13 protein-coding genes are annotated in these 13961 nt (G+C 41.8%); 10 read left to right on the top strand and 3 right to left on the bottom strand.

The genetic code is table 11. The features are described from left to right. Window positions 1–357, top strand: a complete 357-nt coding sequence (locus H6550_10630; protein ID MCB9046576.1) for a YraN family protein — start codon at window positions 1–3, stop codon at window positions 355–357. 379 nt (window positions 358–736) lie between these two features. On the opposite strand, the gene H6550_10635 is transcribed toward H6550_10630, so the two are convergent. Beyond that, the gene (locus H6550_10635) at window positions 737–2461 is read right to left on the bottom strand and encodes a T9SS type A sorting domain-containing protein (protein ID MCB9046577.1); all 1725 of its coding nucleotides are present in this window, start codon (window positions 2459–2461) and stop codon (window positions 737–739) included. A 234-nt stretch (window positions 2462–2695) separates the two neighbouring features. Between H6550_10635 and H6550_10640 the strand changes: the two genes are divergently transcribed. The 4 genes from H6550_10640 to H6550_10655 all read left to right on the top strand — a co-directional run bounded on the left by H6550_10640 (window position 2696) and on the right by H6550_10655 (window position 6885). After that, window positions 2696–4669 carry a T9SS type A sorting domain-containing protein gene (locus H6550_10640; protein ID MCB9046578.1) on the top strand — a complete coding sequence of 658 codons (1974 nt, stop codon included), beginning with the start codon at window positions 2696–2698 and terminating at the stop codon, window positions 4667–4669. Window positions 4670–4753: 84 nt separating this feature from the next. Then, the gene (locus tag H6550_10645) at window positions 4754–4954 is read left to right on the top strand and encodes a hypothetical protein (protein ID MCB9046579.1); all 201 of its coding nucleotides are present in this window, start codon (window positions 4754–4756) and stop codon (window positions 4952–4954) included. Window positions 4955–5080: 126 nt separating this feature from the next. Continuing rightward, entirely contained in the window at window positions 5081–6274 is a 1194-nt protein-coding gene (locus H6550_10650) for an OmpA family protein (GenBank protein MCB9046580.1), read from the top strand. Between the two features lie 110 nt (window positions 6275–6384). Continuing rightward, a complete protein-coding gene (locus H6550_10655) occupies window positions 6385–6885 on the top strand; it encodes a hypothetical protein (GenBank protein ID MCB9046581.1) in 501 nt (166 codons plus the stop codon). Between the two features lie 87 nt (window positions 6886–6972). Here the strand turns inward: H6550_10655 and H6550_10660 are convergent, their stop codons facing one another. Then, on the bottom strand, window positions 6973–7533 hold the full coding sequence (locus tag H6550_10660; protein MCB9046582.1) for a hypothetical protein: 561 nt from the start codon (window positions 7531–7533) through the stop codon (window positions 6973–6975). A 448-nt stretch (window positions 7534–7981) separates the two neighbouring features. Here H6550_10660 and H6550_10665 point away from each other — a divergent pair, with 448 nt between their 5' ends. Then, window positions 7982–9649: a formate--tetrahydrofolate ligase gene (locus H6550_10665; GenBank protein ID MCB9046583.1), complete on the top strand. Its 1668-nt coding sequence runs from the start codon at window positions 7982–7984 to the stop codon at window positions 9647–9649. Window positions 9650–9793: 144 nt separating this feature from the next. Beyond that, window positions 9794–10771 (top strand): acyltransferase, encoded by a 978-nt coding sequence (locus H6550_10670; GenBank protein ID MCB9046584.1) that lies wholly within the window; start codon window positions 9794–9796, stop codon window positions 10769–10771. A gap of 102 nt (window positions 10772–10873) precedes the next feature. Here H6550_10670 and H6550_10675 read toward each other — a convergent pair whose 3' ends face one another. Beyond that, window positions 10874–11020, bottom strand: coding sequence for a lmo0937 family membrane protein (locus H6550_10675; GenBank protein MCB9046585.1), 147 nt, complete (start codon window positions 11018–11020; stop codon window positions 10874–10876). Between the two features lie 423 nt (window positions 11021–11443). Here H6550_10675 and H6550_10680 point away from each other — a divergent pair, with 423 nt between their 5' ends. The 3 genes from H6550_10680 (at window position 11444) to H6550_10690 (ending at window position 13938) form a co-directional block, all read left to right on the top strand. Beyond that, window positions 11444–12286, top strand: coding sequence for a hypothetical protein (locus H6550_10680; protein ID MCB9046586.1), 843 nt, complete (start codon window positions 11444–11446; stop codon window positions 12284–12286). 136 nt (window positions 12287–12422) lie between these two features. After that, the gene (locus H6550_10685; protein ID MCB9046587.1) at window positions 12423–12938 is read left to right on the top strand and encodes a hypothetical protein; all 516 of its coding nucleotides are present in this window, start codon (window positions 12423–12425) and stop codon (window positions 12936–12938) included. Between the two features lie 106 nt (window positions 12939–13044). After that, on the top strand, window positions 13045–13938 hold the full coding sequence (locus H6550_10690; GenBank protein ID MCB9046588.1) for a mechanosensitive ion channel: 894 nt from the start codon (window positions 13045–13047) through the stop codon (window positions 13936–13938). Window positions 13939–13961: the final 23 nt, after the last annotated feature.

Raw genomic sequence — 13961 nt, forward strand, 5'->3', positions numbered from 1 at the left:
ATGGCCAAACATAACGAAACTGGCGTAAAGGGGGAAGAAATTGCAGAAAACTTTTTGCAAACAAAAGGTTATTATGTGTTGCATCGTAACTGGCGTTGGGAACGCAAAGAGGTAGACATTATCGCAGAACATAATGGGTTATTGATATTTATTGAAGTTAAGACCCGGTCTGACTCCTATTTCGGGTATCCTGAGGATGCTGTTGACGAAAAAAAACAAGACTACCTGAAAACGGCGGCAGAAGAGTTCCTGTACCAATACCCCGAATATTCACAGATACGATTCGACATTATCAGTATCATTACACGAAAAGACATCATACAAGAGATCGTGCACTTTGAAGATGCTTTTTTCTAGTATATAAAACGGGACAAGTTATACATTACTTATTTTCAGCAGATACCGGGAGCTTTATCCTGTTTTGTATCATTTTGTATCGTTTTATATCGAAAAAACAGTAGGGTGTAAAAAAGCATACTATAACTAATTGATCTTCAATACCAGTTTCGGAGCAAAATCTCAACCGATTATACCTGACCATTTCCACTAATACATAACTGCATTTTCATTATTTTCAAAGAACCTCATCAACGCCCTGAAAGGAGATTAACAATTAATCAAATTTACGTTATTTTTACTACAAATACAACTAAAAAATAGCCGCGTTTCAGATATTCAGTAGATAAAAGAGCCGCGTGAACGCGGCTCTTTTATCTACTGATCCATGTTATTATTACTATTCTATTAATATCTTTTCAGCAACAATACCTTCGGTATTTTTCAGGCTGACAATATAGGTACCGACGGGTATATTATGCAAGCTTATGTTCAATGTTTCAGTGGGTTTATCTAAAGTTATTTTCTTTACAACCCTGCCTGACAGGTCGGTAATAGTCACTATACCATTGCTCTGTATCTTATCGAAAGACAACAGTATATTGCCGCTGGCAGGGTTGGGTGCAATTTTAAGGCCGGTATTGGCTGTAACTGTTTTAACTGCCCCCGGGTTATGAGTCGTGTCTTTGTTGTTATAAGCTGTATCTGTTATGACCCATAGCTCGAAACCGGTAGTATCGAACGAGCCTCTCAGGAAAAGGGAGCCGTTAGCGACCGCTAGTATATCTATTATGCTGCCCATACCATTAGTACCTTGCGAATGGCCGAGTACCTTTTTAGTACCCGCTGTAGTGCCATCAGTTACATAAAACTCAGGACCTTTAGGATTGGGGTAAAAAGTATCGCTGGCACTAAAAAACAATTTACCAGCATAGGCGGTAAACCTGTCCGGGTTAGAACCCTGGTCACTCTGTTTATTAATATCCTGAATAAGTACTGTTCCGTTCGCAGTGCCGTCGGACACCCATAACTCCAGTCCGTGTACAGAATCGGTTGCAGTAAAAAACACCAGACTATCTTTAAGAGTTACAATCCGCTGATCAATGTACCCCCCATTCAAACTGTTAGGCACAACGCTTGGGTGTATTTTCTTCAGTCGGTGTGTTCCGTTGGCAGTGCCATCAGATACCCATGGCTCAATATCCCTGGAGTTTAATGCACCTGACGAATCCGCTCCGAAGAATAGTTTATTCTGCAAAACAACCATATTTGTTTTTATACCTTCCCCACTTCCACCCGGGTCAAATGTCATGACATAACTTGTACCATTTGCAGTGCCATCTGTTTGCCATAAGGAATAACCGAAAGGTGTTCCCGCCTGGGCCCTGAAATAATATTTACCATTATACATCACGCCATCTGTAAGCGTTGCCCAACCATTGGAATTTGAGCCTACCAGTTTGAATATCTGCGTACCGGCAGTAGTACCATCCGTAGTCCAGATCGCATTTCTTGCAGTACCATCATAAGCATTCACCAGAATAGTCCCGTTGACCTCTGCAACTACTGCAGCATCTGAGTGTTGGCCTCCCGACCTTATGTCTTTTAGAAGTATAGTACCATTTGCCGTACCATCAGTTACCCACAACTCTCTACCATGCGTTCCGTCGTCAGCTTTAAAAAACAAAAGATTTTTAGCTACATAAAAGAGCCCCGGATTAGACGAGCCTGCACCCGGATTTATATTTTTCAGCATCTGGGTTCCCAATGCTGTCCCGTCTGTTACCCAGAGTTCCTTACCATTTGTACCATCATCAGCAGCAAAGTATACTTTCCCTTTATATTTTGTAAAAAATTCGGGGTTGGAGGAGCCTGGTCCGGGTTTAATGTCCGTTACCCGTTTTGTACCTGCAGCCGTTCCGTCAGATATCCATAATTCATAGCCATACGTACCGTCATCTGCCTGGAAATAGACCAGCGAATCAATACCTACATAGCTCTGTGGCCTGGAATCGGCCGGTCCGGGATTGATATCAATACGCTCAATAACATACTGTGCCTGTAGTGTACAACTGATAAAAAAGGCGGCTAAAAAGCCGGGAAATGATTTTTTGAGTCTTAACATACAAAAATGGGTGGTTACATATAAAGATAGTAAAATGTTATATGTGGACACTTTTTTTACGATCTACCCCAAAAAATATCTTTCCCAAATCGTTGATCCTATAGCACCTTGCCGGTAATTTTCGATGTATTACATTTTTCAGGATAACTTTCATTAGCACACCCTATTGCCTAAAGTTTTTAATCTCTGTAGTCATAACATTTAATTATATTGTAACATAAATCAAAGAAGAAGATGAAGCAATTCTTTACATTTTTATGTGCAATGTTGTCTGTTTCAGCTATGGCACAGCCAACAGCTTACTATGCTTTACGCATCAATGCAACTACGCAGGCTACACCTAACCCAACAGTAACATTACGGTGGGTGTGTCCACCGGGGACCGGCACTACGTACATATACCGTAAAGCAAAAACTGCTACTGCGTGGGGTGCTGCCATTGCGCAGCTACCGGATGCTACATTAAGCTATATTGACAACAAAGTAGCAGCCGGTGGTGCTTATGAGTACTACATCAAAAAAACAGACAGCACCGGAGCGCACGGATATATATATGCAGGTATCAACGAGCCTGCCATTCATTACAGGGGTGCCATGATATTATTGGTTGATGATGCCTTTACAAATACCTGTAGTACCGAGATAGCAACTTTGATGAAGGACCTGAGTGGCGACGGGTGGAAGGTTATACGTAAAGACTTTCCAAGAACAGCTACAGTTGCTACCGTAAAAAGCTATATAACAGCTACTGCGCAAGCTGACACAAGTGTTGAAGGCGTATATATACTGGGGCATATTGCTGTGCCTTACAGCGGAGAATTAAATCCTGACGGACATAAAGACCATATTGGAGCATGGCCTGCGGATGCCTATTACGGTGAACTGAATGGCACATGGACAGATGCCTCGGTAAACAATACCACATCTGCAAACACACTGAACCGAAATACACCGGGTGACGGAAAGTTTGACCCCAGCTATTTCCCTAGTGATATAGAGCTACAGGTGGGCCGTGTAGACTTTTATGACATGCCGGCTTTCAGTAAGACGGAGGAAGTACTCATGAAAAGCTATCTGAACAAAGCACACCAATATAAGATCGGTGCCTTAAATGTCATCAAACGTGGTATTGTTGATGACAATTTCAAAACCTACCAGGAAGGTTTCGCAGGCAATGGCTGGCGGAATATTTCCGTCATGGTAGGCATTGACAGTGTATTCGCGAAAGATATAGTCACTACGCTGAATACAGATTTCTATCAATGGGCCTATGGCTGTGGTGGCGGCACCTATACCAGTTGCGGAGGTGTAGGCACTACCAATGATATTGCGGCAGGCAATATGAAAGCCATCTTCACGATGTTTTTCGGTAGCTACTTTGGCGACTGGAATTACACCAACAACTTTCTCAGGGCACCTCTCTGTGCCAATGAACCATCATTAGCCTCATTCTGGAGCGGCAGGCCTAACTGGCCGTTGCATCATATGGCATTGGGAGAGACCATAGGTTACTCTACACGCTTATCGCAAAACAACTACTCTTTATATGAAACGCCTATACCATCGCTGGCAAGAACAGTTAATATGGCACTGATGGGCGACCCCAGCCTTCGGACGGAATATGTAAAGCCAGTGCCTACTGTATTGACAACAGCCAACCCGGCTGCCGGAGCCGTAATAAACTGGACAGCAAGCCCAGAACCCAATGTGAGCGGATACTATGTATACAGGTCTGATGCTGAATACGGAGAATACAAACTGCGCTCCGGCCTGGTTACCGGAACAAGCTATACTGATTCATTTGGAACAGATGGTACCTATTGGTATATGGTACGTGCCTGCAAGCTGACCACTACCCCATCCGGCACTTACTATAATATGAGTATCGGTACTGCAAAATCAGGCACATTCAAATATCCATATTTTGATGTAAGCGTTCAATACATTTCGGCATTGACAGAGGTTCAGGTATATCCTAATCCTGCCCGTGAGTCGGTACAGCTCCGCATTAACAGTATCAGGCAATCAGATGCCTATGTTACGATAACAGATATCCAGGGGCGTGTGCAAGAAGCCGCTAATATTACATTGCAAACCGGAGAAAATGCTATGCAATTCAACATCAGTAACCTACCGGCAGGAATGTATATGGTGAACATAAACACCGGAACTGAAAAAAGAACAGTTAAGCTGGCCAAAACATATTAACAGCCGGCGGTACTAACAGGTAATTTGATTTTTTATTACATTTGATGACTGTTCAAAAAAACGAGCTAAAAGGATAAAATACATATGAAAAAAACAATACTTTTCATCGCAGCCGGGTTACTGACCATCACTGTATTGCCCTCTTGCAATAAATCATATACCTGTGAGTGCCTGAAAACCAATGGCAGCAAAGACGTGCATACCGTTATCTCAATAAACAGAACTCAGGCTCAGAAGGACTGCAATGAATACGGCCTTGTTGGTTATTGCGACATTAAAGAATAAACATTTTATACTTATCATATTGAAGAGCCTGTGCTATGCGCAGGCTCTTTTTGCTTCTCCACAATTCCCCCTTTATTTCACCGTTAAGGTCTTATTATCTTATGTATTTTTGACACAACATATGCTATGAAAAGAATATTACCATTATTGCTGTCTTTTATTTTTCCTTTGTTTTGCCATGCGCAAAGTACAGATACGATACATGTATATTTTGACCTTGCGGTATCATCTCTAAACAGCCAAACACGGTCGCAACTGGACTCTCTTGCTTATTATGATATATTACCAACAAATAAGAAATACGGCATTATAGGTTATGCTGATTACCTGGGTACAGAAGAGTCGAATATTACCTTGTCTCAAAAAAGGGCAGATGCTGTTGAAAAGTACCTGCAAGGGCTTGGCGTAAGGCCTGAACTGATAGAAACGGTAACAGGCAAAGGTGAGATCAGTCGTGAAATGACAGGGGCTGAAGGCTACCCTACTGACAGGCGGGTAGATATTGTTATCGGAGGATTTAAAGAAAAGCCGAGCACTCCACGCACTATATCTAATGATGGCAACTTGTGGAAAGTATACTTTGAAGAACAGACGACAAAAGAAAACAGTGGCATCAAACTAAAACCCGGGCAGGACGCAATAATTGCACATTTATGTGATTACCTTAAGAAGAACGGCAAGGTAAATATCATGATAGCCGGTCATGCAATCGGCAAGAACGAAACTGTACTGGTATCGGATAGCAGAGCCAAATATGTGGCATTCAGGCTGAACCAATGCGGCATTCACCAATCCCGTATCCGTACTGTTGCTTTCGGCTTAACTCAAAACATACCCAACGGAAGCAAAGAAGATGACTTCAGGCGGGCCATCATCACTATTGACAGTGGAATTAAAAAACCGGAGCCTGCAGCTCAACCAAAAATAGACATATCAAAGGTCGCCAAAAATGAGACGATAAGGCTGGATAATATATTCTTCCTGCCCGGCAGTCACATGATCAGGGAAGAATCAGCTGAAACGCTTTTTAACCTGTATACTACGATGAAGTTCAATCCAACCCTGAAAATCAACATAGAAGGCCATATCTGCTGCCTGACCAACACTACCGAAGACGGTTATGACTATGACGAAAAGGAATATGGCCTGTCGAAGAACCGTGCCAGGGCGGTATATGAATATCTTACAGACAAAGGCATTGAACCTGATCGTATGACCTATGAAGGATTCGGTATTCAACAACCATTAAAATGGCCGGAAAGGTCTTTGGCCGATGAGAATATGAACCGTCGTGTTGAAATAAGGATCATTGATAAATAGCTTTGAACTTTATAAACATTATCTATATAACAGCGGCAACAAACCTTATTTATTTTCGTTTGTTTAAATATTGTCTGTAATGGTGCAGGCAATATTTAAACAGAATAGTCATGGACAACTTAATTGCTGTATGCAATAATCACTTAGCCGCTGTACAAGCCGTAGGTGCATTAAAAGAGCAGAATCACTTAACCTCCAAACAACTATCTATCATAGGTAAGGCAGATAAAGCCAGGAATGCTATCATACTTGATGATGATGACGTATCAAAAGTAACCACAACAGAGGCAGGTATTGGCGTAGCCCTCGGGTCTGCATTGGGTATATTAACAGGAGTAGGCATATTCGCTATTCCCGGGCTTGGCTTTTTGTATGGAGCGGGCGCACTCATCGGCGGTATAGCGGGATTTGACCTGGGCCTGATAGGTGGTGGTATAGTATCAGCCCTTACCGTAGCCGGCATAAAAATAAATGAAACCCATAGCTATGATGAGGACATCAAACAAGGCAAATTCCTGGTTGTTGTACAAGGCACGAAAGAAGTGGTGAATGCTGCAAAAAGTACATTAGAAAAAATGGACGGTGTGGAAAAAGTCACAGCACATACCTGATAACAAATTAAACAGGACACTCATACATAAATAAAAGAAAGGAGCCTTACGGGGCTCCTTTCTTAATATTACGAGTGAGAGAAACAATTACTCCTGAGTAGCAGTGTACACTACGTCAACCGCGTAAGTACCTGCAGGGTAAGCGAAACCTGGAGTAGCTTTATACTTTACACTGAAAGTCTGGTTACCACCACGGTCTGCTGCTGTGATCAGGTCCTGGTTAGAAGCTGTCAAAGTAGAGTAAGCAGTTGAAGAGAACGGGCTGGCTATAGAACCACCTGTACCGTTGGCTGTTACTTTTACTGCCAGAACACCACTTACTGGCATAGTTGGAGCCGGGGTAGTGTTACCTGTGTATGAGAAGTTTGTAGCGTTAGCTTTAACAGCTACTGAGAAATTCTTGTTAGAACGTACTTTCAGTTCCTGTGCATCACTTTCAACACCGTTAGCGTAGTCGTTAACTGTTGTGAAAGGGATAGTCACGTCAGCACCTGTAGCAGAGCTGTTACCTGTGAAAGTGATCTCGATTGCGTTGCTCAGCACCAGGTTGGTAGTTTGAGAAGCAGAAGAGGTTTGGTTAGCCTGGTTTTGAGCGTTAGCTGCGAAACCGATTGAAGCGAAAACTGCGATTGCGATGATCTTTTTCATAATTGTTGTTTTTGTTTGTTTTAGTTTGGTTGTTTGTTTAAAAATGTTTGTTGTTTGTGTTTGTTCGTTTGTTGATACAAAGATGCGACGGGAAAGTGCCTTGAGAGAAATTTTCAGCTTCAGTTAACCACGTATTTGCAACCCGCTAACGAGCCGTTAACAAATGAAAACAATTTATACAATTGATTTTCAATTAATTAGACACCAAAACAGCAAATCAACACATGAGAGTGGGTCTTTTCTAAACAGACTGTTTAACAAGGGTCTATTGTTATCATATCCTCTTCCCGATAATTGAAAGCAGGCAACTACCCTATAGCCCGGCGAGATACCCAGAGCATTTGGGGGTATGTGGCGCTTCTTATTTAATTATTAAAGGTTGACATTCCTGTTTTCACCTGATAATTAATATATTCGTCAGTCTAAAAATCAAAACACAGTAAAGTATATGTTATCAGATATTGAAATATCAAGGGCAGCAAAACTGAAACCAATCGCAGAGATCGCAGAACAGCAAGGTATAAAGGCAGACGACCTGATACCTTATGGCAGAACCAAAGCGAAAGTGCCACTTACGTACCTGAATGAAGAAAACATCAAAAAGTGCAACCTGATATTGGTGACAGCCATAACCCCGAACAAAGCGGGTGTTGGTAAAACTGTAACCAGTGTAGCTACCTCACTGGGGCTTAACTATATAGGCAAAAAAGCTGCTGTAGCATTGCGCGAGCCCAGCCTTGGGCCTTGTTTTGGCATGAAAGGCGGTGCTGCAGGTGGCGGTTACAGCCAGGTGTTGCCGATGGAAGATATCAACCTGCACTTTACAGGCGATATGCACGCTATAACCTGTGCCAATAATATGTTATCTGCCCTGATAGATAACTATCAATACCAGAACAGGAACAGCCCTGAAGCACTGAACAATATAGTTTGGCGCAGGGTACTGGACGTAAACGACCGTTCTTTACGTAACATGGTCAGCGGACTGGGAGGCCTGTCTAACGGACTACCGACAGAAATGGGTTTTGATATCACCCCGGCATCGGAGATCATGGCACTCTTTTGCCTGTCCAGCAGTGTAGAAGACCTGCAGGCCCGTATAGAGCGTGTAGTATTAGGCTATCGCCCAGACAAGTCTCCTTTTACGGTTAAAGACCTTGGGGTAGCTGAGTCGATCGTGGTTTTATTGCGTGATGCTATTTTACCCAACCTGGTGCAAACAACAGAAAACACGCCCGCGTTTATTCATGGCGGACCTTTTGCCAATATCGCCCACGGATGTAACTCTGTACTGGCTACCAAAATGGCCATGAGTTGCAACGACTATGTAGTTACCGAATCTGGTTTTGGCAGCGACCTGGGTGCTGAGAAGTTCCTTGACATCAAATGCCGTGTATCCGGCCTGAGGCCTAAAGCTACCATAATCGTGGTAACTACCGCAGCACTGAAACTGCATGGTGGTGTACATGCTGATGACATCAAAAAGCCTAATCTTGATGCAATGATCGCCGGCCTGCCCAACCTACAGCGTCATATAGAGAATATGAAGAATTTTGGCCAGAGCGTAGTTGTGTCGTTCAACAAGTTCCATTTCGATACAGATGAAGAGGTGAATCACCTGACACAATGGTGTGCAGATCAGGGTGTTGCTTTCGCTATCAACAATGGCTTTGCTGAGGGAGGTAAAGGTGCTGCAGCGCTTGCTGAGACGGTTGTGAAAGTAATTGATGAGCACCCTTCAAAAGACATCAACTTCACATACGAAGACAATGATAGCCTGCGCACAAAAATTGAAAAGATCGCCACTAAGATATACAGGGCTAACGGTGTAAACTTTGCAGCAGGTACACTGACGAAGCTGAAGAAGTTCGAAGCATCGGGATGGGGCAACCTGCCTGTTTGTATTGCTAAAACGCAATATTCCTTCAGCGATGATCCTAAAAAGGTCAATGCTCCAACAGATTTCGACATAACCATCCGTGACGTTGTGATCAATGCGGGTGCAGGATTTATTGTAGCAGTAGCCGGTGATATTATGCGTATGCCGGGATTGCCTAAGGATCCGCAAGCCAACCACATCAAACTGGTAAATGGTGAAATTGAAGGATTGAGCTAATCAACACAATTATCATAATGAATAAAGGCAGCCAATGGCTGCCTTTATTCATTTATATCGCTTGTTACACAGTTGTTATCTCAAGCTTTATATTAGGTAAAATATTACTCGGGGCTTTTACTTTGAGCATTATTGTTCATACAAATGATAAAACCCCTTACTTCTTTACGCTTTTTCTTCGCTTTGATGGTGTTTTTCAGCCATTTATGGTTTTTGAAAGATGAGACACCATTTCTGCAACACTTATATGATGATATCTTTTACGAGGGTTATATAGGTGTCAGTTTCTTTTTCATTTTGAGTGGATTTGTATTGGGCTATAGTTATCACGATAAAATATTATGCGGGGAAACTCGATTTGCCCAATTCTGGCTCGCACGATTTGCCCGTATTTATCCACTTCATTTACTTACTCTGCTTATAGCCATACCACTTTCTTTTAAAGGGGCATTAACGGAGTGGATCACTCGCTTTGTGCTGAACCTGTTCCTGATCCAAAGCTTTGTCCCGTCGGATGATATCTACTTTTACTTCAATTCGGTTTCCTGGAGTATCTCAGATGAATGGTTCTTTTACATCATGTTCCCATTCATCGTTTTCCTGCTGTATAAGCGCAAGTATATAAAAGTAGCTCCCGTAATATTATTGCTTATACCCATTATGCTTTACCTGGCAAAAGAAGCTTACCACGAAAAATACTTCTATATCAATCCGCTGTTGAGGATCGGTGATTTTGTTATCGGGGTAATATTATACCGTCTGTACAGGAAAAGAAAGGACATCGAGATATTAAGAAACAGGAATGCTGCTACAATAGCGGAAATTACCTCTATCCTTGCATTATGTGTGTTCTTCTACTTTCACAACGATATTCCACAGGGATACAGGTATTCATGCTACTATTGGCCCCCAATGGTAATGCTTATATATACTTTCTCCTACTCACGTGGTTACCTTTCCGACATACTCTCCAACAAAGTGCTGGTATACCTCGGTGAGATCAGCTTCGGCTTTTATATGATACACATGCTCATTATCAGATACTACTCTTATATACCAACTAAGTTTCCGTCTTTTTCGGTGCTCATGCCTAAGGGATATATAGAAGCATATGTAGTTTAGGGGCTAACACTAATAGCCAGTATGCTTACTTACAGGTATTATGAATTGCCCCTGAATAAGCTTATAAAAAAGAAGCTGAATAACAAGATATAAGCCCGCAAACTAAGCTCTGCGTATTACACCTAATATCAAAGCTATTAAGGCAATAACCAGCAAAATGTGAATTACTTGTCCTGCACTATAAACGAAGAAACCCAGGATCCAACCTATGACCAATATTACGGCAACCAGATACAATACAGATCTCATGACTTTTAGTTTTGGTTCAATGATAAAACATTCGGTTTCATCTTAAGTTCGATAGGCATTGTTAAATAAATCAAATGCTAAGCACTCCTCGCAACTATAGATTTTTTTATTATATTTATTTTTAAAATGACTAAAATGAAGAATCTGTTCACGATAGTAGCATTAATGATCGCTATGGCTCTTGTATTGGATAGTTGCAGCACACATAAACCACCTGCGAGTAGCGGACACAAAAACTATAAACAAAGCAGGAAAAACAGGTAACCACCTATACCGGTTCCTTTCTTAGCCTTATAAAACAGGGTTTTTCAATATTGTAGCGTTTTTTTACAATAATAGGGCTCTATGAGGTCAACTAGCTGCCCAACTATTTGTTTAAACAGCTTTTTAGATTATTTTAGCTTCAAATCAATTACACACACAATGAGAAATAAAGCTGCCTGGTGTTTATTGGCCGTATTTTTATTGTCATACCTTCCTTCTGAAGCTCAGAGTTATTCAGCGCTGAACAGGTATTCCCACAATCAGATCAAGGATAACAAGATCAAGCTTCAGTTGCACAAGCGCATATACCTTGGTGTATATGGGTGGCACTTTATGAACAATCCAATGTCAATGCGTGTGCGCGACACCATATTTGCGACAAATGATGACATGGTCAACCATATAGGGGGTGTTGAAGTAGACACCTCTTTCAGCACAAATGCTAAACTAAGCAAGTCTTTGAGTGGTTACCTGGGTGTATCTGTTCCAATAGCTATGGCATCAGAGAAAAGTATGTTTTGCCTGGATATTGAAGCAAATGTGTTAATGGGAAATCTGACTTATGACTCCATCAAAATACCACTGGTATATAAGGACCTGTATATGGCTGAGAGCATTCCATTTATGATGGCTTCAGGGCCAATAAGTTTTAATTACAAATATGGTGGTGATGCCTCATTGAGCAGGGAACACAAAACGCTGCTATCTGCGGGTGCAGGTATTGCTACATCTTATATTACCATTGACGATGGGACAAAATCTGATGCACTGATCAAAGCAGTACCATTTGTTAAAGCAGAAGTTGGATTCGTTCTGGGTGTTGCCGTTAAAGTGAGAGGTACAGCTTACCTGGGCAATTACAACCTGATCGATTATAAATCTAAAGACCTGAGTTTCGCAACCGGTGTTATAAGCAGAACCTATGGTGGTCCTTTGGGGTATAACATATCTGTTATCCTGATGCCATTGGCCCTTACCTGGGACAAACCGGCAAACAGGTAAAGTTTTCGAAAAAATATTATAAAAAAGCCCGGCAAATGCCGGGCTTTTTTATTTTGCTGATACCGGCTGACAAATACGTGTTTTGGTGTATTCCATGTTACATCATTCCTATTTAGCTTTATACAAATAATCAGATATGAAAAAGTATATAGCTATTGGAGTGATCGCACTATCAACAATATCCTGCAACAAAACAACCACAACAACGCCATCAACACCAACCAACAACAGTGGCGGTTGCGGTGACGGCATGATCTGTTTTAAGCGGGATGGCACGAGTATATCTAAAGCAGGTGGTGGCTACGAGCTGGCTGATACCAACCTTTTTGTCAAATACGAAGACAATAATGTTCAATTGTCGATAGATGTTTTCGGGAAAACGACGGGTAACTACAATGTGACGGACATAAGAAAACAGGGAAATGGCAGGATATACTACTTTCCTGATGCAAATAATGCTACCGGCCCGATGTATATGTCAGAAACAGGTACATTAAACATTACATCTTACGATGCTACTGCAAAAAAGTTGTCCGGCACATTCTCCGCTACCCTATACAAATATGACAATGACAACCATACATTTACAAAAACAGACTCCGTAGTGATATCAGAAGGCACTTTTACAACCATAAGTGTACAAAAAATATAACTATCCGTCTATTGACATAAATGAGAGGCGCACCTGACCGTGCGCCTCTCTTCATTCTGCCTTTAAAATAATAACTGTATTTTAGAGGCTGGTCAAATAAATATCAATGGATTTCAGTAAAACATATGATATTCTTGCAGAGAAACTAAGCAGTTGGGTAGTTGAGTTTATTAAAATGCTGCCCAACCTGGTTCTGGCAGCATTCGTTTTTGTCGTAGGACTATTCCTGGCACGCATACTGAAACGTGTCTCACGCAAGCTTATAGCAAAAATATCAGGTCAGTTAACGATCAACAACCTGTTTGCCTCATTCATTCATGTGCTTTTTATCGGTGTTACCATTTTCGTGACACTCAGTATCCTAAAACTGGAAAAAGCCGTTACATCTATACTGGCAGGAGCAGGTATCATCGGATTAGCCCTGGCATTTGCCTTCCAGGACATAGCTGCCAATTTCATCTCAGGGGTCTTCATTACCTTCCGGCGCCCCATACATATCGGCGACATTGTAAAACTGGCTGATTATATGGGTAAGATACAGGATATCAACCTTCGTGATACCGTATTACTAACCTTCCAGGGACAGAAGGTGATCATACCCAACAAAGACGTATTCCAGAATGCTATAGAGAACTATACTATGCTTGGCAAGAGGAGAATGGACCTTACTGTCGGCATATCATACGGAGATGACCTGGAAAAAGTGAAACGCATAGTTCTGGAAGCTGTTCAAAAAGTATCGGTTCGTACAGATGACGAAATAACATTCTTCTACAACGAATTTGGTGACAGTTCTATTAATTTCGAAGTGAGAATATGGATCAACAACCCGGAACAACCCATCTGGCTCCAGGGGCGCAGCGAAGCTATTATGCTTATAAAAAGAGCATTTGATGAAAACGACATTACCATACCATTCCCTATCAGAACTCTTGACTTTGGTATAAAAGGCGGAGAAAAGCTGGCAGATATCAGCTATTTTCAAAAGCCACAGCAGTAAAATGGCCGAATCGTCAATAAACC

The organism is Chitinophagales bacterium (genome assembly GCA_020636495.1).
Classification (GTDB): Bacteria; Bacteroidota; Bacteroidia; order Chitinophagales; family Chitinophagaceae; genus UBA5543.

Coding starts and splice junctions, on each gene's coding strand:
- H6550_10675 (MCB9046585.1), bottom strand. CDS start 11,020: ATGAGATCTGTATTGTATCTGGTTGCCGTAATATTGGTCATAGGTTGG.
- H6550_10685 (MCB9046587.1), top strand. CDS start 12,423: ATGAAAAAGTATATAGCTATTGGAGTGATCGCACTATCAACAATATCC.
- H6550_10630 (MCB9046576.1), top strand. CDS start 1: ATGGCCAAACATAACGAAACTGGCGTAAAGGGGGAAGAAATTGCAGAA.
- H6550_10660 (MCB9046582.1), bottom strand. CDS start 7,533: ATGAAAAAGATCATCGCAATCGCAGTTTTCGCTTCAATCGGTTTCGCA.
- H6550_10635 (MCB9046577.1), bottom strand. CDS start 2,461: ATGTTAAGACTCAAAAAATCATTTCCCGGCTTTTTAGCCGCCTTTTTT.
- H6550_10650 (MCB9046580.1), top strand. CDS start 5,081: ATGAAAAGAATATTACCATTATTGCTGTCTTTTATTTTTCCTTTGTTT.
- H6550_10665 (MCB9046583.1), top strand. CDS start 7,982: ATGTTATCAGATATTGAAATATCAAGGGCAGCAAAACTGAAACCAATC.
- H6550_10690 (MCB9046588.1), top strand. CDS start 13,045: ATGGATTTCAGTAAAACATATGATATTCTTGCAGAGAAACTAAGCAGT.
- H6550_10645 (MCB9046579.1), top strand. CDS start 4,754: ATGAAAAAAACAATACTTTTCATCGCAGCCGGGTTACTGACCATCACT.
- H6550_10640 (MCB9046578.1), top strand. CDS start 2,696: ATGAAGCAATTCTTTACATTTTTATGTGCAATGTTGTCTGTTTCAGCT.
- H6550_10680 (MCB9046586.1), top strand. CDS start 11,444: ATGAGAAATAAAGCTGCCTGGTGTTTATTGGCCGTATTTTTATTGTCA.
- H6550_10655 (MCB9046581.1), top strand. CDS start 6,385: ATGGACAACTTAATTGCTGTATGCAATAATCACTTAGCCGCTGTACAA.
- H6550_10670 (MCB9046584.1), top strand. CDS start 9,794: ATGATAAAACCCCTTACTTCTTTACGCTTTTTCTTCGCTTTGATGGTG.